The organism is Pseudoclavibacter terrae, from assembly GCF_008831075.1.
GTDB classification, from domain to species: domain Bacteria; phylum Actinomycetota; class Actinomycetes; order Actinomycetales; family Microbacteriaceae; genus Pseudoclavibacter; species Pseudoclavibacter terrae.
The window spans coordinates 1,153,348-1,177,984 of record NZ_WBJX01000001.1 but is presented as its reverse complement, the minus strand read 5'-3'; the positions used below and the strand labels follow the sequence as shown (position 1 = coordinate 1,177,984).

Here is a 24,637-nt window from a genome sequence, read left to right as displayed (position 1 = left end):
GCGTGAGGCTCAGGCGAGCTGCAGGCGGAGGTTGTTGAGTCGAGCGGCGACGCTGTCGTCGATCACGTCATCGCCAAGCTGCACGCGCAGGCCGCCGATGATCTTCGGGTCGATGACCGTGGTGACGGAGACGCGCCGGTTGAACCGACGCGTGAGTCCCGCCTCGAGCTTCGCGAGCTGCTCGGGGGCGAGCGGACTCGCCACCGTGACGGTTGCGACCGAGCGGCCTGCCTGGTCGGCGACCACTTCGCCAGCCCACGTGAGGAGGCGGCGCGTGCGGCGACCGAGCGGGTTGCCCACGAGCTCGCGGAGGATCAGCAGGCTGGGCGCGCTGATCTTGCCCGCGAAGAGGCGCTCGATGAGCTGCGACTTGACAGCCGAGTCTCCGAGGCGCGACCCGAGCGTGAGCTCGAGCTCCGGGTTGGCGCTGATCGTGTCAGCGACCGTGGTGAGCTCGGCGGCGATGACCGACTGCGCTCCTGCGGTCTGGGCCGTGGCACGGACTGCGAGTTCCTGCAGGCCGAGCGCGAACTCATGGTTGCTCGACCAGGTCTGGCTGACAGCGTCCTGGAGGAGCTGCAGCGCACGCGGGCCGAGGTGCGATCCGAAGACCGTCCCTGCGAGCTCGCGCCTGGCGCTGACGTCGGCGGCGGGGTTGGACAGTGCTGCGAGGAGGTGCTGGTTGGCGCCCGCTGCGTTGACCGCCGCGAACACCTGCTCAGCATCTCCAAGCTCTGCCTGGCCCCAGCCGTCGACGCTGTTCTTGAGGGCTGCCAGTGCGTGTCTGGTCGCGCTTCCCATCAGCTGTGCGTTCCTGCCTTCTGGTCGTTGTCGAGCTCGCTCAGGAACCGGTCGACGTAAGCCGTCGAGCGGCTGTCCTCGCGCAGGCTCTCTCCGACGACGCCGGAGGCGAGGTCGAGTGCAAGCGTGCCCACCTCGGCGCGGAGCGAGACGATCGCCGTCTGGCGCTCCGCCTCGATCTGGGCCTTTGCGGAAGCGGTCATGCGGTCGAGCTCAGCCTGCGTCTCGGCCTTCTTCTGGACCTTGATCTGATCTGCGTCGACGCGAGCCTGCTCGCGGATCTCCGCGGCTTCGGTTCGCGCGGCGGCGAGAAGCTTCTCGTTCTCGTCGCGCTTGGCAGCGGCCTCGGCCTGGGCGATCTCCGCCTTGCGGATGCCGCCCTCGATCTGCGCCTCGCGCTCGTCGAGCACCTTGCGCAGCGCCGGGATGGCGAATTTCCAGAAGAAGAATCCGAGCACAACGAAGACGACCGCCGACCAGACGATGTCATACGTAGCGGGAAGAAGGACGTTGCCGCCTTCCTCCGCTGCGAGCGTCGACGTAGCCGCCGACAGTGCGAAAGTGCTCATGTGCGGACCCGCTTACTGGAAGATGAAGAACGTTGCGACGCCGATGAAGGCGAGCAGCTCGGTGAAGGCGATACCGAGGAACATGGTGACCTGGAGGCGGCCAGCCATCTCGGGCTGACGTGCCATGGCCTCGACGGTCTTGCCGGCGACGATACCGATGCCGATGCCGGGGCCGATTGCAGAGAGGCCGTAGCCGACGGTAGCGATGTTGCCGGAGATCTCGGCGAGCGTGGTGGTTTCCACAGGGGTTTCCTTCCGTATGGGTGGTGAAGCAGGTTGCTTCGCGTGAGTCAGGTGGGTCTTAGTGGCTCTTGGCAGCGGCCTGCTGGATGAAGACCGCGGTCAGGAGCGTGAACACGAAGGCCTGGAGGACCGCCGCGAGGATCTCGACGAGCGTCATGACGAAGCCGCCGAGCAGTGTGGGGATGCCGAACAGCATGTCGAGCGGACCGCCAGGGCCCTGCAGCGAGTACTGGATGACAAAGAAGTTCGTCGCGCTGAACGTGAGGACGAGCAGCAGGTGGCCGACCATCATGTTGAGGAAGAGTCGCAGCGCGAGCGAGACGGGGCGCACGATGAAGATGTTGATGAACTCGATCGGCGTCAGCAGGATGTACATCGGCCACGGCACACCGCTCGGGAAGAGCGCGTTCTTGAAGAACGTCCCGGGGCCCGCCTCGCGGAAGCCCGCGTAGATGAAGGCGATGTACGACACGACGGCCAGCACGAGCGGCATGCCGATCAGCGAGGTTCCGGCGATGTTCAGGCCCGGGATGATGCCCGTGATGTTCATGGCGAAGATGCCGAAGAACATCGCGGCGAGCAGCGGCAGGTACTTGTGTCCGAGCTTCTCACCCAGGATGCCGTCAGCGATCTGCGACTTGACGAAGCCGATTGCGATCTCGGCGAGCGACTGCCCCTTGCCCGGGATGACCTTCGGGCTGCGGAGAGCAAGCCAGAAGAGGAGGAGCAGGACCGCGATGGCGAGGAGCCTCACGAGGATGATGCGGTTCAGTTCGAACGGCGTGCCAGCGAACGCCACTGCCTCGAGGAAGAACTCGTGGTCAAGCGACGGCGGGTGGAAGATGCTGTTGTCCTCCGCGGCAGCGATGAAAACTGGCAGATTCAGGGCTGAGGCGAACAGAGCACTCTCCTGTCTCGGGGCGCAGCTGTCTTTGCTGCGCTTCGATGAGTTCGGGCGGGTGAGCACACGAGAAGGACCCCTTCTCGGCGCACCTGGATCAGCCTATCAAGAAATCCCCAGGCAGGAGTGCACTTCGGGCCTCCTGAGCCAACTTTTCTACTATTTGTCGTCGCCGGGCAGTCGCACGTCGCTGACGTTGCCCATCCGCCCGCGCACAACGCAGACGACGTCGACGACGACTGTCGCGATGACAGCCACGACGAGGCACAGCCAGAGCGTGAAGAGGTGCACGATCGGCAGGTCCCTGATGAGGAACAGGGCCCCGAGGAACACGATGAACTTGAGGATCCAGGCGCCGAGGATGGTCGCCATGAAGAAGATCTGGTCGAGGTGCGACGCCAGGATGACGGAGACGACCGTGATGCCCGTGAAGAGCAGCGTGATGGCGGCGGCGAAGAGCGCGCTCCACAGGCCGTTGATCCCGACGGCGAAGAAGCCAGCGGCACCGCCGACGACGGCGACCGCGATGGCGACCACGACGGACCACTTCAGGATGCTCTTGAAGATGGGCACGGAGGTGGGGGTCGTAGAGGAGTTCATGCGTCCATTCCGGATTCGGGTGCTGCCTTGAGCAGCGAGGCGTTTGCATCGGCGAGCTCGTCGTGGGCGTTCTCGCCCGGAGCCTTCTGCGCGTGGCGCTCCCGCGACTTGCGCCTGCTGAGCGGCGCGATGGTCACCAGCGTGCAGAGGACGAAGCCGACGACGACGAAGCCGATGACGAGTCCGATCGGGATCGAGATGAGGTCGGCTGCGAACGCCATGAGCGCGCCCACCGACACGACAGCCGTCCAGGAGTAGAAGACGACGACCGCCCACCGCTGGGAGTGGCCCATGTCGAGCAGGCGGTGGTGGAGGTGCTTGCGGTCGGCGGTGAAGGGCGACTTGCCGGCCCTCATCCGTCGGAACACGGCGAGGGAGAAATCGAGAAGCGGCACGATGAGCACGGCGAACGGGATGATCATGGGCAGGAACGCGGGCCAGAGCTCGGTCCGGCTGATCGTCTGCGGGTCGACCTCGCCGGTGACCGCCACGGCGCTGGCCGCCATCAGCAGGCCCACGAGGAGCGCTCCCCCGTCGCCCATGAACATCTTCGACGGGTACCAGTTCAGAACCAGGAAGCCGAGGCAGATGCCGATGACGATCGCCGAGAGCAGCGCGCCCATCGTGAAGCGCCCCGTCTGACCCGCGAATTCGCTGAGCACGTAGCTGTAGACCAGGAAGACGCCGTTCGCGATGATCGCGACTCCGGCGACGAGCCCGTCGAGTCCGTCGATGAAGTTGACGGCGTTCATCACCAGGACGACGGCGAGCACCGTGATGGCGATCGACATCCACTGGGAGCCGACCGTGATGCCTCCGATCGGGAGCGAGGTGATCGCGACGCCCTGCCAGGCGAGGAGGATGGCGGCGAGGATCTGGCCGGCGAGCTTCGTCATCCAGTCGAGGTCGATGAAGTCGTCGATCACGCCGATCAGGACGATGAGGGACGCTGCGCCGACGAGGGCCCAGACCCGCCCCGGCTGTTCGAAGACGAGCGAGAAGAACGGTATCTGCGAGGCCGCGGCGAGCGCGAGCAGCATGCCGACGAACATCGCGACGCCGCCGAGCCTCGGCTTGGGCGTCGTGTGGACGTCCCTGTCGCGGACGGGCGGGTACCACTTGTAGCGCATCGCGAGTCGCCAGACCACGTAGACGAGCACGAGCGTGACAAGCGCCGTGCCGACCACGAGGGCGAGGTAGATCCGCACGCTAGGACTCGTGCCCCGTCGACGACTTCGGCTCTGCTTCGCCTGCTGGCTCCGGATCCGGGGCATCGACCGGCGCGAGCTTGTCGCCGAGCACCTCTTCGATGAGCTCGCGGGAGAGCGCACCCTGTCGGACGATGCGCGCGGGCTCACCCCGGGTCAGCGGGGTCGCGTCCACGATCGTGGAGGCCTCGCCTCCGGCCGGGCCGCCGTCGAGGAACACTCCGACGACCTCCCCGAGGGCGTCGAGGGCCTCCTGCACCGTCGTCGCCGCCGCCTCGCCGTGCTTGTTGGCGCTCGAGACCGCGAGTGGGCCCGTCTCCTTGAGCAGCTCGCGTGCGAGGCGGCTGTCGGGGATGCGCAGGGCGACCGTCCCGTTCGTCTCGCCGAGGTCCCACTGCAGCGAGCCCATCGCCTGAAGGATGACCGTGAGCGGGCCGGGTGCGAAGCGCTCGAAGAGCTGCCGCGCGAGCGGGTGCACGTTCTCGGCGAGCGCGTCGAGTGTCTCGTGGTTCGCCACGAGCACCGGCGGCGGGGTCGCGCGCGTGCGCCCCTTGGCGTCCAGCAGACGCTGGACGGCCGATGCCGAGAAGGCGTCGGCTGCGATGCCGTACACCGTGTCGGTCGGCATGACGATGACCTCGCCGCTCGCGATGGCCGTGCGTGCCGCGCGGACCGCTGCCAGGAGGTCGAGTGAGTCTGTGGTGGCGTAGATCTGTCCCATTCTTCGTCACATGATAGTCGGCTGGTCGCATCCGCCCTCGCCCGACGCGGAGCGCACGGCGGATGTGAGGCGGTCCCTGCCGGTGAGGTCCTGACGGGTGGCGGCGTCGATGAAGCCGGCGTCGGCGAAGATCTGCCTGATCTCGGCCCCCTGGGAGTCCTCGTGCTCGACGATGAGCACGCCGCCTCGTGCGAGCGCGGCGGACGACCAGGTGGCGAGCTCTCGGATGAAGTCGAGGCCGTCGACTCCGGAGTAGAGCGCCTCTTCGGGGTCGTGCCGCCAGACCTCGCGACTCTCCGGCCGGTTCGCGGCGGGCACGTACGGCGGGTTGGAGACGACGAGATCGAGCGAGCCGGGCGGCACCACCGAGAAGGCGCGCTCGGCGTCTCCGAAGAACACGTCGACGTGCCCGTCCCCGAACGCTTCGACGTTCGCCCGAAGCCAGGGCCAGGCGGCACTCGAACGCTCGATCGCCGTCATGCGGATGCGTCCGTGTGCGCGAGCGACGCCGAGCGCCACCGCCCCGCTGCCGGAGCCGACGTCGATGCCCGTCAGCTGGCCGACACTGGAGCTCGGATCCTGCCCGAGTAGGGCGACGGCGGCGGTCACGAGCGATTCCGTCTCGGGCCGCGGGACGAAGACCCCTGGGCCGACGGCGAGCTCCATGTCGAGGAAGGGCGCCACGCCGAGAACGTGCTGGAGGGGCTCCCGACGCGCTCGTCTCGCCGTCGCCGCCCCCACCTCCCGTGCTTCCATCTCCGACAGCTCCCGGCCCAGCAGCGAGCGCATCTGCACCTCGCCGCGCGAGATGCCGAGCACACCGGCGAGCAGCAGGTCCGCCTCGACGCCGCTGTCGGCGATGCCAGCGGCCTTCAGCTGTTCGCGAACCAGCTTTCTCTGCGCGTCTACGTGCAAGATCATGGAGAGAGTCTCCCGCACATTGACTCGCAGCGTCATGCACAGCACTCGCGCGCGAGATGATTGGGACGATTGACGCGGGCGAACGCTGCCAGCGACACCCACGAAGTTCACACAGCATCCCAGAAGGGCACGAAGTGACTGGAAAGATCTACAACGACATCACCGAGGTCGTCGGCCGCACCCCGCTCGTCAAGCTCGGTCGTATCAACGAGACCGGCGCGAACATCTTCGCGAAGCTCGAGTTCTTCGGACCCGGGTCGTCGGTGAAGGACCGCCTCGGCCTCGGCATCATCCGCGCAGCTGAGCAGAGTGGCGAGCTGCAGCCGGGTGGCACCATCGTCGAGGGCACCTCCGGGAACACCGGCATCGCGCTCGCGATGCTCGGCGCGTCGCGCGGCTACCGCGTCATCCTCGCCATGCCCGAGACCATGTCCATCGAGCGCCGCCAGCTGCTCAAGGCGTTCGGAGCCGAGCTCGTCCTCACGCCGGGCCCCGAGGGCATGCGTGGCGCCGTCGCACGCGCGAAGCAGATCGTCGACGAGACGCCCGGCGCGATCCTCGCTCGGCAGTTCGAGAACGAGGCGAACGTCCAGATCCACCGCGAGACCACTGCCGAGGAGATCTGGGCAGACACGGACGGCGAGATCGACATCTTCGTCGCCGGTGTCGGCACGGGCGGAACGATCTCCGGCGTCGGCCAGGTGCTCAAGGAGCGCAAGCCAGAGGTCAAGATCGTCGCCGTCGAGCCGAAGGACTCCCCCCTGCTCACGGAGGGCAAGGCCGGCCCCCACAAGATCCAGGGCCTCGGCGCGAACTTCGTGCCCGACGTCCTCGACCGCGATGTCATCGACGAGGTCCTCGACGCCACGCTCGAGGACAGCATCCGCGTCTCCCGTGCGCTGACCTCGACCGAGGGCATCTTCAGCGGCATCTCGAGCGGAGCGAACCTCTGGGCAGCTCTCGAGATCGCGAAGCGTCCCGAGAACGCCGGGAAGAACATCGTGGTGATCATCTGTGACACCGGCGAGCGCTACCTTTCGACCGTGCTCTTCGACGACCTCCGCGACTAGCGAGTGGCACTGGCAACACCACGTCGAACGCCGGCACCGCAAGGTGTCGGCGTTTGGCGTCGGGTCAGGGAGGACATCGCCGCGACGCGCAGGAACGACCCGGCGGCCCGCTCCAAGGCCGAGATCGTGATCAACTACTCGGGGATGCACGCGCTCTGGCTGCACCGCATCGCCCACCGCCTGTGGATGCGCGCTGGCACGAAGCTGCTCGCGCGCACGCTCTCGCAGTTCAATCGCTTCGCGACCGGTGTCGAGATCCACCCGGGCGCGCAGATCGGACGCCGCGTCGTCATCGACCACGGCATGGGGATCGTCATCGGCGAGACCGCGGTCGTCGGAGACGACGTGCTCATCTACCACGGCGTCACGCTCGGCGGCACGTCCGGCCACCGTGTGAAGCGGCACCCCACCGTGGGCAGCCGGGTGCTCATCGGCGCCGGTGCGAAGCTCCTCGGCAACATCACGATCGGCGACGACTCGCGGATCGGCGCGAACGCCGTGGTGACGCGGGACGCGCCCGCCAACTCGGTGCTCACGGGCGTGCCAGCGCGCGTCCGTCAGCGCACTCCCGCCGAGCAGGACCTCGTCGGGTACTACGAGATCTAAAAGATCTCAAGGCCTGGGCCAGAGACAGCGAAACGGCGGCCAGCAGTGCTGGCCGCCGTTTCAGTGCGTCGTGGGCGTCGGCCTCAGTCGTCGCTGCCGGAGAGGGCTGCGAGACGAGCCTCCTCGTCGGCGGCGATCGCAGACTGGATGACGGGCCCGAGGGCCCCGTTCATCACATGGTCGAGGTTGTACGCCTTGTAGCCGGTGCGGTGGTCGGCGATGCGGTTCTCCGGGAAGTTGTACGTGCGGATGCGCTCCGAACGGTCCATCGTGCGGATCTGCCCGGATCGCGCCTCGGACTCAGCTGCCGCGATCTGCTCCTGCTGGTGGGCGAGGAGCCTCGCGAGCAGCACTCGCATGCCGGCTGCGCGGTTCTGGATCTGGCTCTTCTCGTTCTGCATCGACACGACGATTCCCGTTGGGATGTGGGTGATGCGCACGGCGGAGTCGGTCGTGTTGACCGACTGGCCGCCTGGGCCGGACGAACGGAAGACGTCGATCTTGAGGTCGTTGGGGCTGACCTCGATCTCTTCCGGCTCGTCGACCTCCGGGAACACGAGCACGCCCGTTGTCGAGGTGTGGATGCGTCCCTGCGACTCGGTCGCGGGGACTCGCTGCACGCGGTGCACGCCACCCTCGTACTTGAGACTCGCCCAGACGCCGAGCGCCGGGTCGTTGGCGTTGCCCTTGATCGCGACCTGCACGTCCTTGAAGCCGCCGAGGTCGCTCTCCGTCGAGGAGATCATCTCGGTCTTCCAGCCGCGCTGCTCCGCGTAGTGCGAGTACATGCGGAGGAGGTCGGCCGCGAAGAGCGCCGATTCCTCGCCGCCTTCACCACCCTTGATCTCCATGATGACGTCACGTCCGTCGTCGGGGTCGCGCGGGATGAGGAGTCGCCGCAGCTTCTCCTGCGCGACACGCAGGTTCTCCTCGAGCACGGGGACTTCGTCGGCGAACGACTGGTCTTCCTTGGCGAGTTCCCTGGCGGCCTCGAGGTCGTCCTCGAGCTCGGCTCGGGAGGCGTCAGCTGCGAGGATCTGCGCGAGCTGGGCGTACCGGCGGTTGACCTTCTTCGCGCGCGCCGGGTTGGCGTGCAGCTCGGGGTCGGCCAGCTGCTCTTGCAGGTCCTCGTGCTCCGCTCGAAGCTGCCGAACGGAGTCGGCCATCTCGTGTCTGGCCATGACTATGCCTTGGCGGCGCGGATGGGCTGCTTCGCGACAGAGGCGAGGAACTCCGCGTTGGTGCTCGTGCCTGCCACGCGGGCGAGCACGGCCTCGAGCAGCAGGAGCGGGTCGCCGCCGGTGAGGGCGCGCCGGATGCTCCAGGTCGCCTCGACTTCCTGCTGCGTGAGCAGCTGCTCCTCGCGGAGCGTCTGGGAGTGCGAGATGTCGATGGCGGGGAACACGCGCTTGTCGGCGATGTCGCGGGACAGGCGCAGCTCCATGTTGCCCGTGCCGGCGAAGGACTCGAGGATCGTGTCTTCCGTCTTGGACCCGGTGCCGATCATCGCCGTCGCGAGGATCGTGAGCGAGCCGCCGTTCTCGACGTTCTTGGCGGAGCCGAAGAAGCGGCGAACCGGGGTCAGCGCCGAGGCGTCCACGCCGCCAGGCAGGATGCGACCGGATGCGGGAGCCGCGAGGTTGTAGGCGCGGCACAGCTGTGTCACGCCGTCGAGCAGCACGACCACGTCGTGGCCGAGCTCGACGAGGCGCTTCGCCCGCTCGATGGCGAGCTCCGCGACGGTGGTCTGGTCGTCGGCTGGGAGGTCGAACGTGGCCGCGACGACCTCGCCCTGGATGGTGCGCTGCATGTGCGTCACCTCTTCCGGACGCTCGTCGATGAGGACGACCATGAGGTGCACGTCAGGGCTGTTCTTCGCGACTGCGGCGGCGACCTGCTCCAGCACGATGGACTTGCCCGACTTCGGCGGTGCGACGATGAGGCCGCGGGTCCCCTTGCCGATGGGGGCGAACAGGTCCATGAGGCGAGTGGCGACGCGGTCCTCGCTCGTCTCGAGGCGCAGTCGCTCCTGCGGGTACAGGGCGGTCAGCGAGTCGAAGTCAGGACGCTGGCGCGGCTCTTCCGGCGACTGGCCGTTGATGGCGTCGAAGCGCACGATGGCGTTGAACTTCTGCCGGCCGTGCTGGTTCTCGCCCTCGCGCGGCTGGCGGATTGCGCCGACGACGGCGTCGCCCTTGCGCAGCTGGTACTTCTTGACCTGCGCGAGCGAGACGTAGACGTCGTTCGGGCCCGGCAGGTAGCCGCTCGTGCGCACGAACGCGTAGTTGTCGAGCACGTCGAGGATGCCGGCGATGGGCAGGAGCACGTCGTCCGCTGCGATCTCCGGCTCGGTGTCTTCCGCTCCGCCGCGTCCGCGCTTGCGGTCGCGGTAGCGGCCTCCGCGGCCACGACGCTGCTCGTCCGTCTCGTCGTCAGCGGGCGTGTCCTGTGCCTGCTGGCCCTCGGCGCGGCCCTGCGCCTGGTCTCCGCCGCGTCCGCGCGAGCGACCGCGCTGACGGCGCCCGCCCTGCTGCTCGTCATCCTGGGTGTCGCCGTTGGACTCAGCGGGCAGCTCGTCCTGCTTGGCGGCGGGCTCCGAAGTGTCGGTGCTCTGCTCGGTGTCGTTGGTGCGTCCACGACGTCCACGGCCACGGCCGCGCTTCCGCTGGCCCGCGCGTCCCTGATCCTCGTCGCGAGCCTCGTCCTGCTCGGAGGCCTCGCCGCGTGCGGGCGGGAGGACGAGGTCGTCGAGCGACAGCTCGGGAGCCGCGGGGGCGACCGGTGCGGTCGATTCCTGAGCCGCGGAGTCGTCGATGGCGACGGGCGTCTCCTCGTCGGTGAGCGGAGCCGACTCGCCCTGGGGGTCGGCCTCGGCCTCGGGCGCGGCAGCGGCCTCGACCGGTGCGGCGACCGCTTCGGCGACGTCAGCTTCGACCGGTGCGGCATCCGCCTGGGCGGCGTCGGCCTCGACGGCCGGTGCCCCGGGAGCCGCGCTTGCTCGTGCGGTCTCGATGGCGTCGATGAGCGCGCCCTTGCGCAGGCTCCGAGCACCACGGATCTGCAGACCGGCGGCAAGCGCCTGGAGGTCCGCGACCTTCATGGAAGTGAGCGGAGCTTCCTGCTCCGCGGTGGGTGTTGTGTCAGTCATCTGCTGTGAGTCCTTACCTCTACCGCGTTCTGCGGTGTTCAGATCGAGCGAGCGGGACTTCTCACACACTCTGAACCACATCGACAGAAATCGAGGGGGGTGCGTACTCCGCTGCTCGGAGAGTTGAAGCTGTCGCGCTGTGCCTACACCGAGAGTGTGGCCGCGTCGCCCGACAGCACCTCCACTGTAGCACCGAGGAAATCAACGGCAGGCATGATGGCGCTCCACTCGGTCTGCATGTTGGCCTCCGCGACCGCCGCCGCACGGAGCCGCTGCTCGGGGCTCTCGCACAGCACGAGCACGCTCGGGCCCGCGCCGGAGACCACGGCGGGCAGTCCTGCGGCCCGCAGCTCGGCGACGAGGCCGCTCGTGAAGGGCATGGCGGATGCGCGGTAGCTCTGGTGGAGGCGGTCTTCCGTCGCCTCGAAGAGCAGCTCTGGGCTCTGGACGAGCGCGGCGACGAGCAGGGCGGAGCGAGAGAGGTTGAAGATCGCGTCGGCGTGCGGGACGCTCTCGGGCTGGAGGCTGCGGGCGAGCTTGGTGGACATCGTCTCGGTCGGGATCAGGACGATCGGCGACACACCGCGATGCACGAGCAGCTGCTTCGAGCGGGGCCCGTTCTCACCGACCCAGGCGATCGTCAGGCCACCGAAGAGGCACGGCGCGACGTTGTCAGGGTGGCCCTCGAGCTCGGTCGCGAATCGCAGGAGCGTGTCCGCGTCGAGCTCCACGTCGTTGGACACGAGCGCAGCCGCGGCCATGACGCCGGAGACGATCGCCGCGCCAGACGACCCCATGCCCCGGCCGTGCGGGATCGTGTTGACGGCGCGGATGCGCAGACCGGGCAGCTCGTAGCCGAGGCCGGTGAGCGTGTGCTCGATCGACTGGACCACGAGGTGCGAGGCGTCGCGGGGCACGCTCTCAGCGCCGACGCCTTCCACGTCGATCTCGAGGACGCCAGCCGGCGCGCTCTCGACGACGAGCGTGTCGTAGACGGCAAGCGCGAGCCCGAGCGTGTCGAAGCCCGGTCCGAGGTTGGCGCTCGTCGCGGGGACCTTGACTTCGACGCGACGCGCCTGTTCGACCTGCTTCATGCTGCGACTCCTAGGCAGAGGACTGTTGCGATGTGAGTGATATCGGCGGGCACCAAGGCCACTGCGTGGCGATCGGTGGCGTCGGTGGGTCGTTGGCTAGAGCGCGCCCTCGACACGGAGGACTCCCGTGACGCGACGCGAGGCCTCGTGGGCGGCCAGGGCCTCGGCCAGGGCCGAGAGGGCTCGCTCGGTTGCGGCGTGCGTGCCGATGACGAGGGTTGCCCCGCCTTCGGCCGATTCGGCGGAGGGGCCCGCGGGCGCACCATCCTGGGCGCCGGCACTGCGCTGCTCGAGTGTCGAGACCGAGACGCCGAAGTCGCTGAAGACCTTCGCGATCTCCGCGAGCACGCCGGGACGGTCGTGCACTTCGAGGATGATCTGGTACCGGGTCGTAATCTCGCCGACTTCGAGCACCGGCAGGTCCGCGTGCGTCGACTCCCCCAGGCCGGGGCCGCCGTTGACGCGGCGCCTGGCGGAGGAGACGAGGTCGCCGAGGACGGCCGAGGCGGTCTCCACTCCCCCGGCGCCAGCACCGTAGAACATGAGGTCGCCGGCTGCCTGCGCCTGCACGAAGACGGCGTTGTTCCCGCCGTGCACCGAGGCAAGCGGGTGCTGCTCGTCGACGAGCGCAGGGTACACACGTGCCGAGATGCCCTCGACGCCGTCGGAGCCCGTCACGCGCTCGCAGATGGCGAGGAGCTTGACCACGAAGCCAGCCGCCTTCGCTCGCTCGATCTGCTCGATGGTGATCTCCGTGATGCCCTCGCGGTGCACGAGCTCGACGGGGACTTCGGTGTGGAAGGCGATGGACGCCAGGATGGCCGCCTTCTGCTGCGCGTCGTAGCCGCCGATGTCGGCCGTCGGGTCCGCTTCCGCGTAGCCGAGCTCCGTCGCGATGCGCAGAGCCTCCTCCAGGGAGTCGCCCCTCGTGTGCATCCGGTCGAGGATGAAGTTGGTCGTGCCGTTCACGATGCCCAGGATGCGCTCGACCCTGTCGCCGGCGAGGCTGTCGCGCAGCGGGCGGATGATCGGGATAGCTCCGGCCACGGCGGCCTCGTACGTGAGCTGCGCGCCGACCCGGCGCGCCTGGTCGAAGAGCTCGGGTCCATGCGCCGCGACGAGCGCCTTGTTGGCCGTGACCACGTCGGCGCCCGTGGACAGCGCAAGCGAGATGAGGTGCTTCGCCGGGTCGATGCCGCCCATGAGCTCGATGACGATGTCCGAGCCAAGGATGAGGCGCTCGGCGTCGTCGGTGAACAGCTCCTTGGGCAGGTCGACGTCGCGTTTCGCGTCGACGTTGCGCACTGCGATGCCGGTGAGCAGGAGCGGGGCCCCCACCCTGGCTGCGAGTTCCTCGGCGTTCTCGAGCAGGATGCGGGCGACCTGCGAGCCGACGGATCCCGCGCCAAGCAGGGCGACACGGATGGGTCGGTTCTGGTTCATCGGTTCTCCTCGGTTACGGGCGCTCATCGGTCACGGCAGCTGCGAGTCCGGCGTCCCTGGCAAGCAGGTCGGTCACGGACTCGGCACGGATCAGCGTGCGCGTCTCGCCGTCGCGAACTGCGACGACGGCCGGTCGGCCGATCATGTTGTAGTTGCTCGAGAGCGACCAGCAGTACGCGCCGGTCGCTGGCACGGCGACGAGGTCGCCGGGGGCGACATCGCTCGGGAGATAGTCTGCCAGAACGACGATGTCGCCGGATTCGCAGTGTTTTCCAACGACACGAACGAGTGCTGGCCCCGCGGCGGACGCCCGGGACGCGAGGCGAACGCTGTACTCGGCCTCGTAGAGCGCCGCCCTGACGTTGTCGCTCATGCCGCCGTCCACGGAGACGTAGAGGCGGTCGGCGGTGCCTCCGGCTTCGAGTGGGACGCGGACGTTCTTCGTCGTGCCCACCTCGTAGAGCGCAGTGCCGGCCGGTCCGATGATGGTGCGGCCCGGTTCGAACGCCATGTTCGGGACGGCGATGCCCAGCCGCGAGCAGGCGTCCGCGACATGGGAGGCGATGTGGGAGGCCATCGTGCGGATGTCGGTCGGCGTCTCGCGGGGCAGGTAGGCGATGCCGTACCCGCCGCCGAGGTTCAGCTCGGGCACCGGCCCGCCGTCGAGCAGGCGCGCGTGCACGGCGACGAGGCGGTCTGCCGCCTCGCCGAACCCGTCGGCGTCGAAGATCTGCGAGCCGATGTGCGAGTGCAGCCCGAGGAACTCGAGCGAGTCGTGCTCCCGGATGCGCGCGACGAATGCGTCCACCTCGTCGAGTGGGATGCCGAACTTCTGGTCTTCGCGACTCGTGGCGAGGAACTCGTGCGTCGAGGCGTGCACACCGGAGTTGACGCGGACGCGCACGGGCTGCCTCACCCCCGCAGCGGCAGCGGCGGCGGCGACACGATCGAGCTCCTGCGTGCTGTCCAGCACGATCCCGCCGATGCCGGCAGCGACGGCGAGGCCGATCTCTCTGGTCGACTTGTTGTTCCCGTGGAAGCCGATCAGCGCGGGCGGCGCGCCGGCCGCCAGTGCCAGCGCCAGCTCGCCCTCGCTGCACACGTCGATCGCGCAGCCGGCCTCGAGCATCCACCTCACGACGTCGGCGCTCAGGAACGCCTTGCCCGCGTAGTAGACCTTCGCCGAGACCCCGAGTGGCGCGAAGGCGTCGGCGAATGCCGCGACGGTCTCGCTGGCCCTCGCTCGCGCGTCCGACTCGTCCACGACGTAGAGCGGCGTGCCGAACTGCTCGGCGAGCGCACGCACATCCGCACCAGCGATCGACACCGCACCGTCTTCCGAACGGTTCGCGTTCCTGGACCAGACGTGGGCCTCGAGCGCGTTCAGGTCGCTCGGCACTTCGAGGTCGGCCGGGGCGAGCGGATTCGCTCCGGTCGGGTGGACGGCTTGGGGTTCGCGGAGAGCTTCAGGCACCAGAGCATGCTATCCGCTGCCCTCTCGACGGGACAGGTCGTCGGTGCCGACACGCAGGGCTACAGGCAGTCGGCCACTGCGGGGAGCTCGTCGAGCCTGGCACCGTCGACCTGCCAGGAGAACGTGATCGCATCGCTGGAGACGCCCGCGTCGGTGACCGTGGCCTCGAGCTGCGAGTCCGCGCACGTCGGCACCTCGACCTTCTCGTTCGATCCGAAGGGAATGCTCGTGCCGAAGAGGGTCATGCTGCTGTCGTTCGTCACGAACAGCTTGCCGTCGGCGGTCTCGTACCCGAGCTCCGACTCGACCTTGACCTGGAACTCACCGGTGCCGCTCACGGCCTCGATGTTGATGACGTCGTCGCCATAGCTGATCGTCGTCTCGTAGGACTCGGTGTCGATCTCGCTCTCCTCGCCCTGCAGTGCGGTCGGGACGCCATCGAGGACGTCGGTCGCCACCGAGAGATCGACAGCTGTCGCATCGACCTGGCCCTCCAGCGAGGCGTCGATGCCCCTGAGGTCGATGCCGACCGTGATCCCTCCGTCGCCCACCGATGTCAGGGTGGCGTGCTCGATCTTCCCGGTGAGCACCTGAGCGAGCACGCTGAAGCCGTCCACCGAGACCGTGTACTCGGTCGGGGCTGACGCCTCCCCGTAGTTGTCGATGACGATCTTGCTCGCCTGCTCTTCGAGCGCGCTCGTGACGTTCGCCCGGGCCGCGAACTCGCCGATGACCAGACCGCCCGCGATCACCACGACTCCGACGCCCGTCCACAGCCACCACTGCGCGTACCAGGGCCGGGACCTCTTGCCCTGCGGGGGCTGACCGCCTTGCCATGCACCGGGCTGCTGGCCATGCGGTGGCTGCCCGCCCGCCACGGCGACCTGCTGGCCGTAGCCACTACTCCCCTGCGGCTGGCCGAACGGACGCTGTGGAGGCTGCCCGTAGGCGGGGCCGTTGGGTGGTTGACCGTAGCCGGGCTGCTGAGGCTGCTGAGGCTGCTGACCGTACCCCGGGCGCTGCTGACCGAAGCCCGGCTGGGAAGGCTGACCGTAGCCGGGCTGCTGCTGGCCCTGGCCCGGCTGCGGCTGACCGAAACCGGGCTGCTGAGGCTGCTGACCGTACCCCGGCTGCTGCTGGCCCCGACCGGGCTGCTGCCCGAAGCCCTGTCCGTTCGGCGGCATGCTCATCACAGTTCTCCAGTTCCTCGGCGGCTGGGCCGGCGACGCGCTGGGGGCGAGCCGTCGAGCCCAGGTGGCCTCGTCGGCACGGACCCCATCGTCTCAGCTCGAAACTAGTCGCGACAGGTGGAGAACTCCCCGGAATCCGGGATCTCGGCCGTAAGCGCGATGTTTCTGGCCTCGACGCCGACGGTGAGCATTCCCTCGGCGATACGCAGTTCGGACACGTGCAGGCCGGCAGGGAGGTAGTCGGCCGTGCAGATCGGCACGGCGAACTCGTCGATGTCGGGCAGCGCCTGCGTGAGCGCCTGCCCGAACGCGCTGCCGGAGACCTCGACGTTCGTCGGGTCGATGATCACCTCGCCGTCGACGAGCCGCAGCTCGGCGTCGACCGTGAGCATGCCGCTGAGCCCCAGGAAGGACACCGTGGATGCGTACGACAGCTCGTCGTCGCCGAGCGTGAGCGATGCGTCCGTTCCCGGCAGGGCCGCAACCCCTTCGAGCGTCGCCTCGGGAACGTCGAGGGTGCCCGTGAGCATCTCCGTCCGCATGCCGTCGAAGATGTGGACGCCGTACGCGTCGACGCTCGCCGCCAGGTTCAGTCCGAACGCCGTCAGCTCACCGGCCGACACCGTGACGTGACTCGCTCGACCGGAGGCGAGCTGCCAGAGCGTCGAGAAGCCGTGCACGCGGGCTTCGACGTCACCGTCGACCCCAGGAGGAAGCGAGTCCTGCACATGCTGCGCGATCCGGTCCTGCGCGACGAGGCGCACGCCGACATCGAGCCCGACCAGGAGCAGCAGGGCGCCGAGCGCCCACACCCCGGCCTTCACCCAGCGGCGCATCCTCCGCCTCCGCTGCGGCCGCGGAACCTGTCCGGGGCCGAGCGGCGGCTCAGCGGAGATGGCCGGCGTCACGCGGAACTCACATCCGCTCTGGCGCGGAGACCCCGAGCATCGTGAGGGCAGAGCGCAGGACCGTGCTCGTGGCGTCGTTCAGCCAGAGGCGCGTGCGGTGCAGGTCGGTGATCTCGTCGTCGCCGCGCGGGATGACGCGACAGTTGTCGTACCAACGGTGGTACAGCCCCGCGAGCTCCTCCGCGTATCGTGCGACGCGGTGCGGCTCACGCAGCTCGGCGGCTGCTGCCACGACGCGCGGGAAGTCCTGGAGCGCGCCGAGCAGCGCGGACTCGGACTCGTGGTCGAGGAGGGACGGCTCGAAGACCGAGCGGTCGACACCGGACTCCGCCGCGTTGCGCCCGACGGCGCACGTGCGAGCATGCGCGTACTGCACGTAGTAGACGGGGTTGTCGTTCGTGCGCTGCGCGAGCACATCGAGGTCGATGTCGAGGGTCGAGTTGGCGGATGAACGCACGAGCGCGTACCGGCCCGCATCCACCCCCACGGCATCGACGAGGTCGTCGAGCGTGACGATCGTGCCTGCGCGCTTCGACATGCGCACGGGCTCGCCGTCCTTCACGAGGTTCACCATCTGTCCGATGAGGATCTGCAGGTTGACGCCTGGCTGGTCGCCGAACGCCGCGACCATCGCCATCATGCGGGCGACGTACCCGTGGTGGTCGGCACCGAGCATGATGATGCACTGATCGAAGCCCCGCTCGCGCTTGTCGAGGTAGTAGCCGATGTCACCGGCCATGTAGGTCGGGCTGCCGTTCGAGCGCACGACGACGCGGTCCTTGTCGTCGCCGTACTCCGTCGTGCGCAGCCACTGCGCGCCGTCCTGCTCGAAGATCTGGCCCTGCTGGCGCAGACGCTCGATGGCGCGTCCCACGGCACCGGACTCGTGCACCGAGTCCTCATGGAAGAAGACGTCGAAGTCGACACCGAAGTCGTGGAGCTTCTGCTTGATCTCGCCGAACATCTGCTCGACGCCCTTCGAACGGAAGACTTCCTGCTGCGCGTCGCGGTCGAGCTCGGCGAGCCCGTCGCCGTAGGCGGCCGCCACCTGTCCCGCGATGTCGGAGATGTACGCGCCGCCGTAGCCGTCCTCCGGCGTGTCCTCGCCGAGGTACGCAGCGAGCAGCGAGCGGGCGAAGCGGTCGATCTGCGCGCCGTGGTCGTTGAAGTAGTACTCGCGCGTCACATCAGCGCCGGCAGCGATGAGCACGCGCGCCAGGGAGTCGCCGACCGCAGCCCAGCGGACGCCGCCCATGTGGATGGGGCCGGTCGGGTTGGCCGACACGAACTCCAGGTTGATCTTGACACCGGCAAGGGAGTCGCCGTCGCCGTACGCCGGACCGGCGTCGACGATGAGCTTCGCGAGCGAACCAGCCGTGGCCGTGTCGAGCGTGATGTTGATGAAGCCGGGGCCAGCGACCTCGGCGCTCGCCACCTGCGCATCGAGGACAAGCTGCTCGACGATGCTCGCGGCCAGCTCACGCGGGTTCGTCCCGACACGCTTCGCGAGGCGCATCGCGACGTTCGAGGCCCAGTCACCGTGGTCGCGGTTCCGCGGACGCTCGAGCACGATGTCCGTCTCGGGGACGGTGATGCCCGCCCCACCCTCGAGGGGTGCGAGCGCGGCGTTGACAGCGGTGGTGAGGGCCGTGACGAGAGCTGGAGAAGTCATAGACCACCCATCCTAGAGCCGCGCGGGCCGCCCCGTCGGCGCGCGAGCGCGCCCGCGTCAGCCCAGTTGGACCCGCTCGGTCCAGTCTTCCAAGATGACCTCGCTCGAGGTCGCGTTGACGTGGAGCTTCGAGAGGCGCAGGTTCGCGATCGTGTTGCTCAGGAACGCGGTGTCGGCGGCATCCCGTCCGCTCGCGATGCGCTGCATGAGGCGGCGCGGCGCCAGGTGGGTGGCATCCACGACGTACCAGGCTCCGTCGACGAGCACCTCGACGACGGCGTGGAAGTCCATGGGCACCAGGCCGGGAGCGTAGACGGACACGAGCCGCGCCGGCAGGTCGTTGGCGCGCAGGAACGCGATCGTCAGGTGCGCGAAGTCACGGCAGACTCCCTGGCGCTTCAGGAACGTGTCTCGCGCACCGTCGGTCGGCGCGCTGGAGCCGGGCACGTAGCTGATGTTCCTCGAGACCCAGTCGACGACTGCATCCACGAGCTCGAAGCCCTGCTTGCCGCGGAACATGGACCGTGCCGTCGGTCCGAGCAGGTCGGATTCGGCGTAGCGGGACGGGCGACGGAACTGGATGAGATCCAGCTCTTCCGGCTCGTTCGGCTGCGCCCGGTCGAGCACGGTCGCGCTGTACCGCATCTCGATGTGCTTCGCGGAGGTCGTCACGCGGTGCAGCCTGCACTCGGAGCGGTCGACGGATTCGATGACGTCGAGCGGTTGCCCGTCGCCGGTGATCGTGAACGACTCGCTCTCGAGGTTCGCCAGCGTGTGGGCCGCGATCGAGAACACGAGGTCGGCTTCCCCGTCGAGTTCGAGGTCAATGGCAGATTCGATCTTTCGCATCACCAGCGGATTGTGTCACGCCCGCGTAGCCTTCGGGCACAAGTGTGTGCGGCCTCGCAGGGTGGCATCTGGGGCGTCTCGCTCCCTGTTAGTATTGGCTCCGCGTTGCCATCTTCGGCGTCGCGTTCGCCTCCGTAGCTCAGTGGATAGAGCGCCGGTTTCCGGTACCGTAGGTCGCAGGTTCGACTCCTGTCGGGGGCACATCTCGATGTCGCGAGACATCACGAACGGCCCGGTTCTGCATCGCAGAGCCGGGCCGTTCCGCGTCTGTTCAGTCCCGTGCCTCGGCTTCAGTGACGCCCGGACCAGTGCGGGCCGTGCATGAGGCCCAGAACGTTGCCGAACGGATCGACGTACTGCGGGACTCCTTCCTCCGGTCGTCGGAAGTACGGATGCGATCCGAGCACCTCCGCGTACCAGGCCGCAGTCGCGGGCGAGAAAGCACTGTGAATGCGAGCTGCCACCATCGAGAGGTCGTCGACACGGCACCGTTGACAGCCGCCAAGAGGCGGCGCTACGGTCAGCAGTACCTCGACGAGGGGAGGCAACGATGCCCACCTACACGTACCGGTGCGACCGGTCGCACCGCTTCGACGAGGTGCATGCCATGAGCTCCGTCCCTGACGAATCCCCGTGCCCTGAATGCGGAAGCTCGGCCAGACGCCGCCCCTCAGCGCCCCACCTCTCTGCCACCGGTTCCCCCGCCTACGGCCTCATGGACGCCGCCGCGAAGTCCGCGCACGAACCACAGGTCGTCAGCGCGCTCCCCGGGTCGCCTCGTCGACCCGGCACCGGTGTGACCCGCCACCCGCTCCACGCGAAGCTGCCTCGACGCTGACGTCGTGGGGCCCGCACCAACGACCTCGGCTGCCGCCACCCAGGGGACGGCTGCGGTCACCGATGAAAGGACCGCCCCATGCCAGACGTGCTGTTTCCCCTCGACTCGTCGAAGAAGTTCGAGGACCAGGAGAAGATCGGCCACAACCGGTGGCACCCGGAGATCCCGCCGGTCGCCACGGTGAAACCCGGAGACGAGTTCCGCGTCGACTGCCGGGAGTGGTTCGACGGCGCGATCGTCAACGACGACTCGGCCGAGGACATCCTGAACGCACCGCTGCTCACGGTGCACAAGCTCAGTGGTCCGTTCCGCGTCGAGGGGGCGAAACCGGGCGACCTGCTCATCGTCGACATCCTCGACGTCGGTCCCATCCCGCAGGAGAAGGGCCCACTCGCGGGCCAGGGCTGGGGGTACACCGGGATCTTCGCGAAGCAGAACGGCGGCGGCTTCCTCACCGATCAGTTCCCGGACGCGTACAAGGCGATCTGGGATTTCAGCGGACAGACCGCAACTTCTCGCCACGTGCCTGGAGTCTCCTTCACCGGGCTCATCCACCCAGGGCTGATGGGCACGGCTCCGTCGGCGGAGCTGCTCGCGACCTGGAACGCCCGGGAAGGGAAGCTCATCGCGACCGACCCGAACCGTGTGCCGCCGCTCGCGCTGCCTCCCGAGCCGCAGTTCGCGGTGCTTGGCTCGCTCCCCGACTCGGAGTTCGACCGCGTCGCCGGTGAGGCCGCCAGGACCGCTCCCCCGCGCGAGAACGGCGGCAACCAGGACATCAAGAACCTCTCGAAGGGCACCCGCATCTTCTACCCCGTCTTCGTGGACGGAGCGAACCTCTCGATGGGCGACCTGCACTTCTCACAGGGCGACGGTGAGATCACCTTCTGCGGAGCCATCGAGATGGGCGGGTTCATGGATGTGCGGGTCGATGTCATCAAGGACGGCATGGACACCTACGGCGTCTCCGAGAACGCGATCTTCATGCCAGGCAACGTCGAGCCCAACTACAGCGAGTGGATCGCGTTCAGCGGCACGTCCGTGACGCTCGACGGCGAGCAGCGCTACCTCGACTCCCACCTCTCCTACCAGCGCGCCTGCCTGCACGCCATCGACTACCTCACGAAGTTCGGCTACGGCCCCGAGCAGGCCTACCTGCTGCTCGGCTCGGCACCCATCGAGGGCCGGTTGTCCGGCGTCGTCGACATTCCCAACTCCTGTTCCACGGTGTACCTGCCGACCGCGATCTTCGACTTCGACGTTCGCCCCTCCGCAAGCGGGCCGCACCAGATCGACCCGGGCATGGGGGCGCCGAGGGCCGTCGCCTCCTGAGAGATCTCCTGCATCACCTGGGGCCGCGGGTGGGCGCGTGTGGCGCGCCTGCCCGCTGGCCTCTACAATCTCGTGTGCCTTCAGAGACCCCAGACGAGACGCCAACGGCGACGCCCGACGATGCGACCATCGCGAGCAGCGCACCGGAGCGCATCGGCGAAGCCGACCTCGCGACGACCCTGCGGGTGCTCGAGCAGCTGTCCGCGTACGACCGCGAGGACCCGGACTTCATCACCGTGCGCCGAGCGACAGCCCAGTTCTTCAAGGACGTGAAGCGCGTGGGACGTGCCGCGAAGCGGCAGCGCATCGCGGACGCCGACAAGGCTGTCGTCGCGGCGACCGCGACCGGCGCGCCCGATCGCATCGACGACGAGACCCGCGGCATCCCGATCTCCACCTCGACGACGACCCCGACCGCGGGCGAGCTCCTCAAGCCACGCGCCTGCTACATCTGCAAGCAGCCGTACACGGTCGTCGATGCGTTCTACCACCAGCTCTGCCCCGAGTGCGCGGCGTTCAGCCACTCGAAGCGGGATGCACGAGCCGACCTCACGGGGAAGCGCGCGCTGCTCACGGGCGGTCGCGCCAAGATCGGCATGTACATCGCGCTGCGCCTCCTGCGCGACGGTGCGCACACGACCATCACGACGCGCTTCCCGCGCGACGCCGTGCGCCGCTTCTCGGCGCTGCCCGATTCCGCCGAGTGGATCGACCGGCTGAAGATCGTCGGCATCGATCTCCGCGACCCCGCTCAGGTCATGGGACTCGCAGATTCGGTCACCGCCGCGGGGCCGCTCGACATCCTCATCAACAACGCGGCACAGACCGTGCGCCGCTCCCCTGGCGCCTACGCGCCGCTCGTGGAGGCTGAGCTGGCACCGCTGCCGGACGGCCCTCTCCCGGAACTCGTGACGTTCGGGCACACCAACGACGCGCATCCGCTCGCCCTCGCGGAGTCGGTTGCGGCGCACCCGATCCTCTCGTCGGCCGCCGGTCGCACCGCCGAGGAGCTCAGCGCCGACGCGATGGCCGCTGGTTCCTCGTCGCTCGAGCGCCTCGCGGCCGGCACCGCGATCGACGCCGGCGGACTCGTGCCGGACGAGCTGCACATCAACTCCTGGACCCAGCACGTCGACCAGGTCGAGCCCATCGAGATGCTCGAGGTGCAGCTCGCCAACATGACCGCCCCGTTCCTGCTGGTCAGCAAGCTGCGCGGCGCGCTCAGGGCATCGTCGGCCAGGCGCACCTACATCGTCAACGTCTCCGCGATGGAGGGCGTCTTCGGTCGCGGCTACAAGGGCCCAGGTCATCCCCACACGAACATGGCGAAGGCCGCACTCAACATGCTCACGCGCACAAGCGCGCGGGAGATGTTCGAGAGCGACCGCATCCTCATGACCGCCGTGGACACGGGCTGGATCACGGACGAGCGGCCGCACTTCACCAAGGTCCGGCTCGCCGAAGAGGGCTTCCACGCTCCGCTCGACCTGGTCGACGGAGCCGCGCGCGTCTACGACCCGATCGTTCGGGGCGAGGCCGGCGAGGACCTGTTCGGCGTATTCCTGAAGGACTACAAGCCAGGCTCCTGGTAGCTAGAAGATCTGGCCGACCGGCTCGCGCTTCTCGCTCTGGAAGGCGTCCTCGGTCCGTCCCGCCGCCCAGTAGCCGGAGAGGGAGAGCTGCGAGCGATCGATGCCGCGCGCGGAGAAGTTCTTCCGCAGCCGCTTCATCTGCTCGCGCTCGCCGTGCGCGAAGACCTGGACTCTTCCGTCCGGGAGATCGAGCTCCTCGACCGCAGCCGCGAGCAGCTGGCGGTCGTAGCCGCCGTGCTCGCCCCGGTGGATCCAGGTCACGGCGACGCCCGTCGGCGCTCCAAGAGGGATGTGGTCCTCGTCGCCGGCGACCTCGAGGAGCACTGCGCCCTTGGCGTCCGCGGGCATCGCCTCGAGCGTGCGGGCGATGGCGGGGAGCGCGGATTCGTCGCCGCAGATGAGATGCCAGTCGCTGTCGGGCAGCGGGGAGTACGCCCCGTGTGGAGTGCTGGCGACGATGACGTCGCCGGGCTCTGCGTCTCTGGCCCATGGCCCGGCCACCCCGGCGTCGCCGTGCACGACGAAGTCGACCGAGACGGTTCCGCTCGCGCGGTCGATGCCGCGGACCGTGTAGGTGCGGCGGACCGGCACCTGGTCGATCGGGAGCGTGGCCCGCAGCTCCTGCAGGTCGAAGGGGAGCTCGAGCTCACCGACGCCTTCGCCGAAGTGCAGCTTCAGGTAGGTGTCGGCGTGCTCGAGATCGAAGTCGTCGAGGTCGGCGCCGGAGAAATGGACGCGGACGAGCGAACGGCTGAGGCGCTCGGTTCGCACGACCGTCAGGCGGACGGTGGGTCCGCGCTTGCGCGGCTTCTGGATGACGGCATCGGTCACGTGGGGGCTCCTGACGGTGGCGGTACGAGTTAGGACAGCCTAACAAGACCCACGAGGAGCGGGTGATGGACCCGGTTCACGCCCCCTGCGCGTCGGTGGCGGGTTCCGAGCGCTTGTACCGCGCGATGGCGTCGGCAAGCTCCTCCAGGAACACGTCGACCTCCTGCGCCGAGTAGCCGCGCTCGTAGACCCGCGAGGTGAACTTCACTGCCTCGACCTCGTGGGCTCCGGCGATCTGGGCCTCCTCAGGGCGGCCGCTCTCGAACGCCTCCAGCGTTGCCGCCGCCTGGTCGAGGAACTGGTCGACCTCCTGCACGTCGTAGCAGCCGTCGAACTTCAGCGCGTTGAACCGCTTGGTGCGTACGTCTTCACTTCGCACGTTGGACCTCCTGTGTCTCATGTGAAAACCGGACAAGGAGCGCTTGTCCGGTGCACGACAATTCTACGGAACTCCATGCGGAATCACACATCGACGCCCGATTGTCACCGAGTGCTCACGTTGGCCACCCCCACGACGCCCGGTGTTCCCAACGTGTTCACCCGCGCGGCGACGACGCGCACAACAATCACGTTCTTCACGGCTTGGTCCCGCTAGCGTTACGACCGAGGCCGCTGACCGGCCAGAA

24 protein-coding genes and 1 tRNA gene are annotated in these 24,637 nt (G+C 68.5%); 6 read left to right on the top strand and 19 right to left on the bottom strand.

Annotated elements, in window-relative coordinates:
* Positions 1 to 9: 9 nt before the first annotated feature.
* The 8 genes from F8O03_RS05455 to prmC all read right to left on the bottom strand — a co-directional run bounded on the left by F8O03_RS05455 (position 10) and on the right by prmC (position 5,964).
* Complete coding sequence (locus F8O03_RS05455) at positions 10 to 801, bottom strand: F0F1 ATP synthase subunit delta (protein ID WP_104253480.1); 792 nt, start codon at positions 799 to 801, stop codon at positions 10 to 12.
* Positions 801 to 1,370, bottom strand: a complete 570-nt coding sequence (locus F8O03_RS05450; protein WP_104253481.1) for a F0F1 ATP synthase subunit B — start codon at positions 1,368 to 1,370, stop codon at positions 801 to 803. The genes F8O03_RS05455 and F8O03_RS05450 overlap by 1 nt, the downstream gene beginning before the upstream one ends.
* Before the next feature lie 12 nt (positions 1,371 to 1,382).
* On the bottom strand, positions 1,383 to 1,613 hold the full coding sequence (gene atpE, locus F8O03_RS05445) for an ATP synthase F0 subunit C (RefSeq protein ID WP_104241494.1): 231 nt from the start codon (positions 1,611 to 1,613) through the stop codon (positions 1,383 to 1,385).
* Between the two features lie 58 nt (positions 1,614 to 1,671).
* Positions 1,672 to 2,580 (bottom strand): F0F1 ATP synthase subunit A, encoded by a 909-nt coding sequence (atpB, locus tag F8O03_RS05440; RefSeq protein WP_308471312.1) that lies wholly within the window; start codon positions 2,578 to 2,580, stop codon positions 1,672 to 1,674.
* Positions 2,581 to 2,673: 93 nt separating this feature from the next.
* Entirely contained in the window at positions 2,674 to 3,114 is a 441-nt protein-coding gene (locus tag F8O03_RS05435; RefSeq protein ID WP_104253482.1) for a Cg1360 family ATP-synthase-associated protein, read from the bottom strand.
* Entirely contained in the window at positions 3,111 to 4,322 is a 1,212-nt protein-coding gene (locus F8O03_RS05430; protein WP_151422916.1) for an MraY family glycosyltransferase, read from the bottom strand. The genes F8O03_RS05435 and F8O03_RS05430 overlap by 4 nt, the downstream gene beginning before the upstream one ends.
* Before the next feature lies 1 nt (position 4,323).
* Positions 4,324 to 5,043, bottom strand: coding sequence for an L-threonylcarbamoyladenylate synthase (locus tag F8O03_RS05425; RefSeq protein ID WP_151422915.1), 720 nt, complete (start codon positions 5,041 to 5,043; stop codon positions 4,324 to 4,326).
* A 6-nt stretch (positions 5,044 to 5,049) separates the two neighbouring features.
* The gene (gene prmC, locus F8O03_RS05420; protein ID WP_167516484.1) at positions 5,050 to 5,964 is read right to left on the bottom strand and encodes a peptide chain release factor N(5)-glutamine methyltransferase; all 915 of its coding nucleotides are present in this window, start codon (positions 5,962 to 5,964) and stop codon (positions 5,050 to 5,052) included.
* Between the two features lie 134 nt (positions 5,965 to 6,098).
* Between prmC and cysK the strand changes: the two genes are divergently transcribed.
* Both cysK and cysE read left to right on the top strand, forming a co-directional pair.
* Positions 6,099 to 7,034, top strand: a complete 936-nt coding sequence (gene cysK / locus F8O03_RS05415; RefSeq protein ID WP_244295926.1) for a cysteine synthase A — start codon at positions 6,099 to 6,101, stop codon at positions 7,032 to 7,034.
* A 9-nt stretch (positions 7,035 to 7,043) separates the two neighbouring features.
* The gene (gene cysE / locus F8O03_RS05410) at positions 7,044 to 7,640 is read left to right on the top strand and encodes a serine O-acetyltransferase (protein WP_151423118.1); all 597 of its coding nucleotides are present in this window, start codon (positions 7,044 to 7,046) and stop codon (positions 7,638 to 7,640) included.
* Between the two features lie 83 nt (positions 7,641 to 7,723).
* On the opposite strand, the gene prfA is transcribed toward cysE, so the two are convergent.
* The 9 genes from prfA to F8O03_RS05365 all read right to left on the bottom strand — a co-directional run bounded on the left by prfA (position 7,724) and on the right by F8O03_RS05365 (position 19,418).
* Entirely contained in the window at positions 7,724 to 8,806 is a 1,083-nt protein-coding gene (prfA, locus tag F8O03_RS05405) for a peptide chain release factor 1 (RefSeq protein WP_104253860.1), read from the bottom strand.
* A gap of 17 nt (positions 8,807 to 8,823) precedes the next feature.
* Complete coding sequence (rho, locus tag F8O03_RS05400) at positions 8,824 to 10,788, bottom strand: transcription termination factor Rho (protein WP_151422913.1); 1,965 nt, start codon at positions 10,786 to 10,788, stop codon at positions 8,824 to 8,826.
* 143 nt (positions 10,789 to 10,931) lie between these two features.
* Positions 10,932 to 11,882 (bottom strand): homoserine kinase, encoded by a 951-nt coding sequence (gene thrB / locus F8O03_RS05395; protein ID WP_151422912.1) that lies wholly within the window; start codon positions 11,880 to 11,882, stop codon positions 10,932 to 10,934.
* A 96-nt stretch (positions 11,883 to 11,978) separates the two neighbouring features.
* Positions 11,979 to 13,325, bottom strand: coding sequence for a homoserine dehydrogenase (locus F8O03_RS05390; RefSeq protein ID WP_151422911.1), 1,347 nt, complete (start codon positions 13,323 to 13,325; stop codon positions 11,979 to 11,981).
* Between the two features lie 13 nt (positions 13,326 to 13,338).
* On the bottom strand, positions 13,339 to 14,799 hold the full coding sequence (gene lysA / locus F8O03_RS05385; RefSeq protein WP_151422910.1) for a diaminopimelate decarboxylase: 1,461 nt from the start codon (positions 14,797 to 14,799) through the stop codon (positions 13,339 to 13,341).
* 59 nt (positions 14,800 to 14,858) lie between these two features.
* On the bottom strand, positions 14,859 to 15,983 hold the full coding sequence (locus F8O03_RS18230) for a hypothetical protein (RefSeq protein ID WP_151422909.1): 1,125 nt from the start codon (positions 15,981 to 15,983) through the stop codon (positions 14,859 to 14,861).
* 110 nt (positions 15,984 to 16,093) lie between these two features.
* On the bottom strand, positions 16,094 to 16,897 hold the full coding sequence (locus F8O03_RS05375; protein ID WP_151422908.1) for an LmeA family phospholipid-binding protein: 804 nt from the start codon (positions 16,895 to 16,897) through the stop codon (positions 16,094 to 16,096).
* A 7-nt stretch (positions 16,898 to 16,904) separates the two neighbouring features.
* Positions 16,905 to 18,569 (bottom strand): arginine--tRNA ligase, encoded by a 1,665-nt coding sequence (argS, locus tag F8O03_RS05370; RefSeq protein ID WP_151422907.1) that lies wholly within the window; start codon positions 18,567 to 18,569, stop codon positions 16,905 to 16,907.
* 57 nt (positions 18,570 to 18,626) lie between these two features.
* Positions 18,627 to 19,418: a transglutaminase-like domain-containing protein gene (locus tag F8O03_RS05365; RefSeq protein WP_208851791.1), complete on the bottom strand. Its 792-nt coding sequence runs from the start codon at positions 19,416 to 19,418 to the stop codon at positions 18,627 to 18,629.
* Between the two features lie 128 nt (positions 19,419 to 19,546).
* Here F8O03_RS05365 and F8O03_RS05360 point away from each other — a divergent pair.
* The 4 genes from F8O03_RS05360 to F8O03_RS05345 all read left to right on the top strand — a co-directional run bounded on the left by F8O03_RS05360 (position 19,547) and on the right by F8O03_RS05345 (position 23,180).
* Positions 19,547 to 19,619, top strand: a tRNA-Arg gene (locus F8O03_RS05360).
* Between the two features lie 349 nt (positions 19,620 to 19,968).
* Positions 19,969 to 20,256, top strand: coding sequence for an FmdB family zinc ribbon protein (locus F8O03_RS05355; protein WP_151422905.1), 288 nt, complete (start codon positions 19,969 to 19,971; stop codon positions 20,254 to 20,256).
* A gap of 78 nt (positions 20,257 to 20,334) precedes the next feature.
* Positions 20,335 to 21,588, top strand: a complete 1,254-nt coding sequence (gene fmdA / locus F8O03_RS05350; RefSeq protein WP_151422904.1) for a formamidase — start codon at positions 20,335 to 20,337, stop codon at positions 21,586 to 21,588.
* A 128-nt stretch (positions 21,589 to 21,716) separates the two neighbouring features.
* Positions 21,717 to 23,180 (top strand): SDR family NAD(P)-dependent oxidoreductase, encoded by a 1,464-nt coding sequence (locus tag F8O03_RS05345; RefSeq protein WP_151423117.1) that lies wholly within the window; start codon positions 21,717 to 21,719, stop codon positions 23,178 to 23,180.
* Here the strand turns inward: F8O03_RS05345 and F8O03_RS05340 are convergent, their stop codons facing one another.
* Complete coding sequence (locus F8O03_RS05340; RefSeq protein ID WP_151422903.1) at positions 23,181 to 24,011, bottom strand: siderophore-interacting protein; 831 nt, start codon at positions 24,009 to 24,011, stop codon at positions 23,181 to 23,183.
* Positions 24,012 to 24,087: 76 nt separating this feature from the next.
* Complete coding sequence (locus tag F8O03_RS05335) at positions 24,088 to 24,390, bottom strand: DivIVA domain-containing protein (RefSeq protein ID WP_167516504.1); 303 nt, start codon at positions 24,388 to 24,390, stop codon at positions 24,088 to 24,090.
* Between the last annotated feature and the right edge of the window lie 247 nt (positions 24,391 to 24,637).

Bases quoted from the DNA above. Each gene is read 5' to 3' on its own strand.
- F8O03_RS05455 (WP_104253480.1), bottom strand. From the start codon at position 801: ATGGGAAGCGCGACCAGACACGCACTGGCAGCCCTCAAGAACAGCGTC.
- F8O03_RS05450 (WP_104253481.1), bottom strand. From the start codon at position 1,370: ATGAGCACTTTCGCACTGTCGGCGGCTACGTCGACGCTCGCAGCGGAG.
- F8O03_RS05435 (WP_104253482.1), bottom strand. From the start codon at position 3,114: ATGAACTCCTCTACGACCCCCACCTCCGTGCCCATCTTCAAGAGCATC.
- F8O03_RS05425 (WP_151422915.1), bottom strand. From the start codon at position 5,043: ATGGGACAGATCTACGCCACCACAGACTCACTCGACCTCCTGGCAGCG.
- prmC (WP_167516484.1), bottom strand. From the start codon at position 5,964: ATGATCTTGCACGTAGACGCGCAGAGAAAGCTGGTTCGCGAACAGCTG.
- prfA (WP_104253860.1), bottom strand. From the start codon at position 8,806: ATGGCCGACTCCGTTCGGCAGCTTCGAGCGGAGCACGAGGACCTGCAA.
- rho (WP_151422913.1), bottom strand. From the start codon at position 10,788: ATGACTGACACAACACCCACCGCGGAGCAGGAAGCTCCGCTCACTTCC.
- thrB (WP_151422912.1), bottom strand. From the start codon at position 11,882: ATGAAGCAGGTCGAACAGGCGCGTCGCGTCGAAGTCAAGGTCCCCGCG.
- F8O03_RS05390 (WP_151422911.1), bottom strand. From the start codon at position 13,325: ATGAACCAGAACCGACCCATCCGTGTCGCCCTGCTTGGCGCGGGATCC.
- F8O03_RS18230 (WP_151422909.1), bottom strand. From the start codon at position 15,983: ATGCCGCCGAACGGACAGGGCTTCGGGCAGCAGCCCGGTCGGGGCCAG.
- argS (WP_151422907.1), bottom strand. From the start codon at position 18,569: ATGACTTCTCCAGCTCTCGTCACGGCCCTCACCACCGCTGTCAACGCC.
- F8O03_RS05365 (WP_208851791.1), bottom strand. From the start codon at position 19,418: ATGCGAAAGATCGAATCTGCCATTGACCTCGAACTCGACGGGGAAGCC.
- F8O03_RS05355 (WP_151422905.1), top strand. From the start codon at position 19,969: ATGCCCACCTACACGTACCGGTGCGACCGGTCGCACCGCTTCGACGAG.
- fmdA (WP_151422904.1), top strand. From the start codon at position 20,335: ATGCCAGACGTGCTGTTTCCCCTCGACTCGTCGAAGAAGTTCGAGGAC.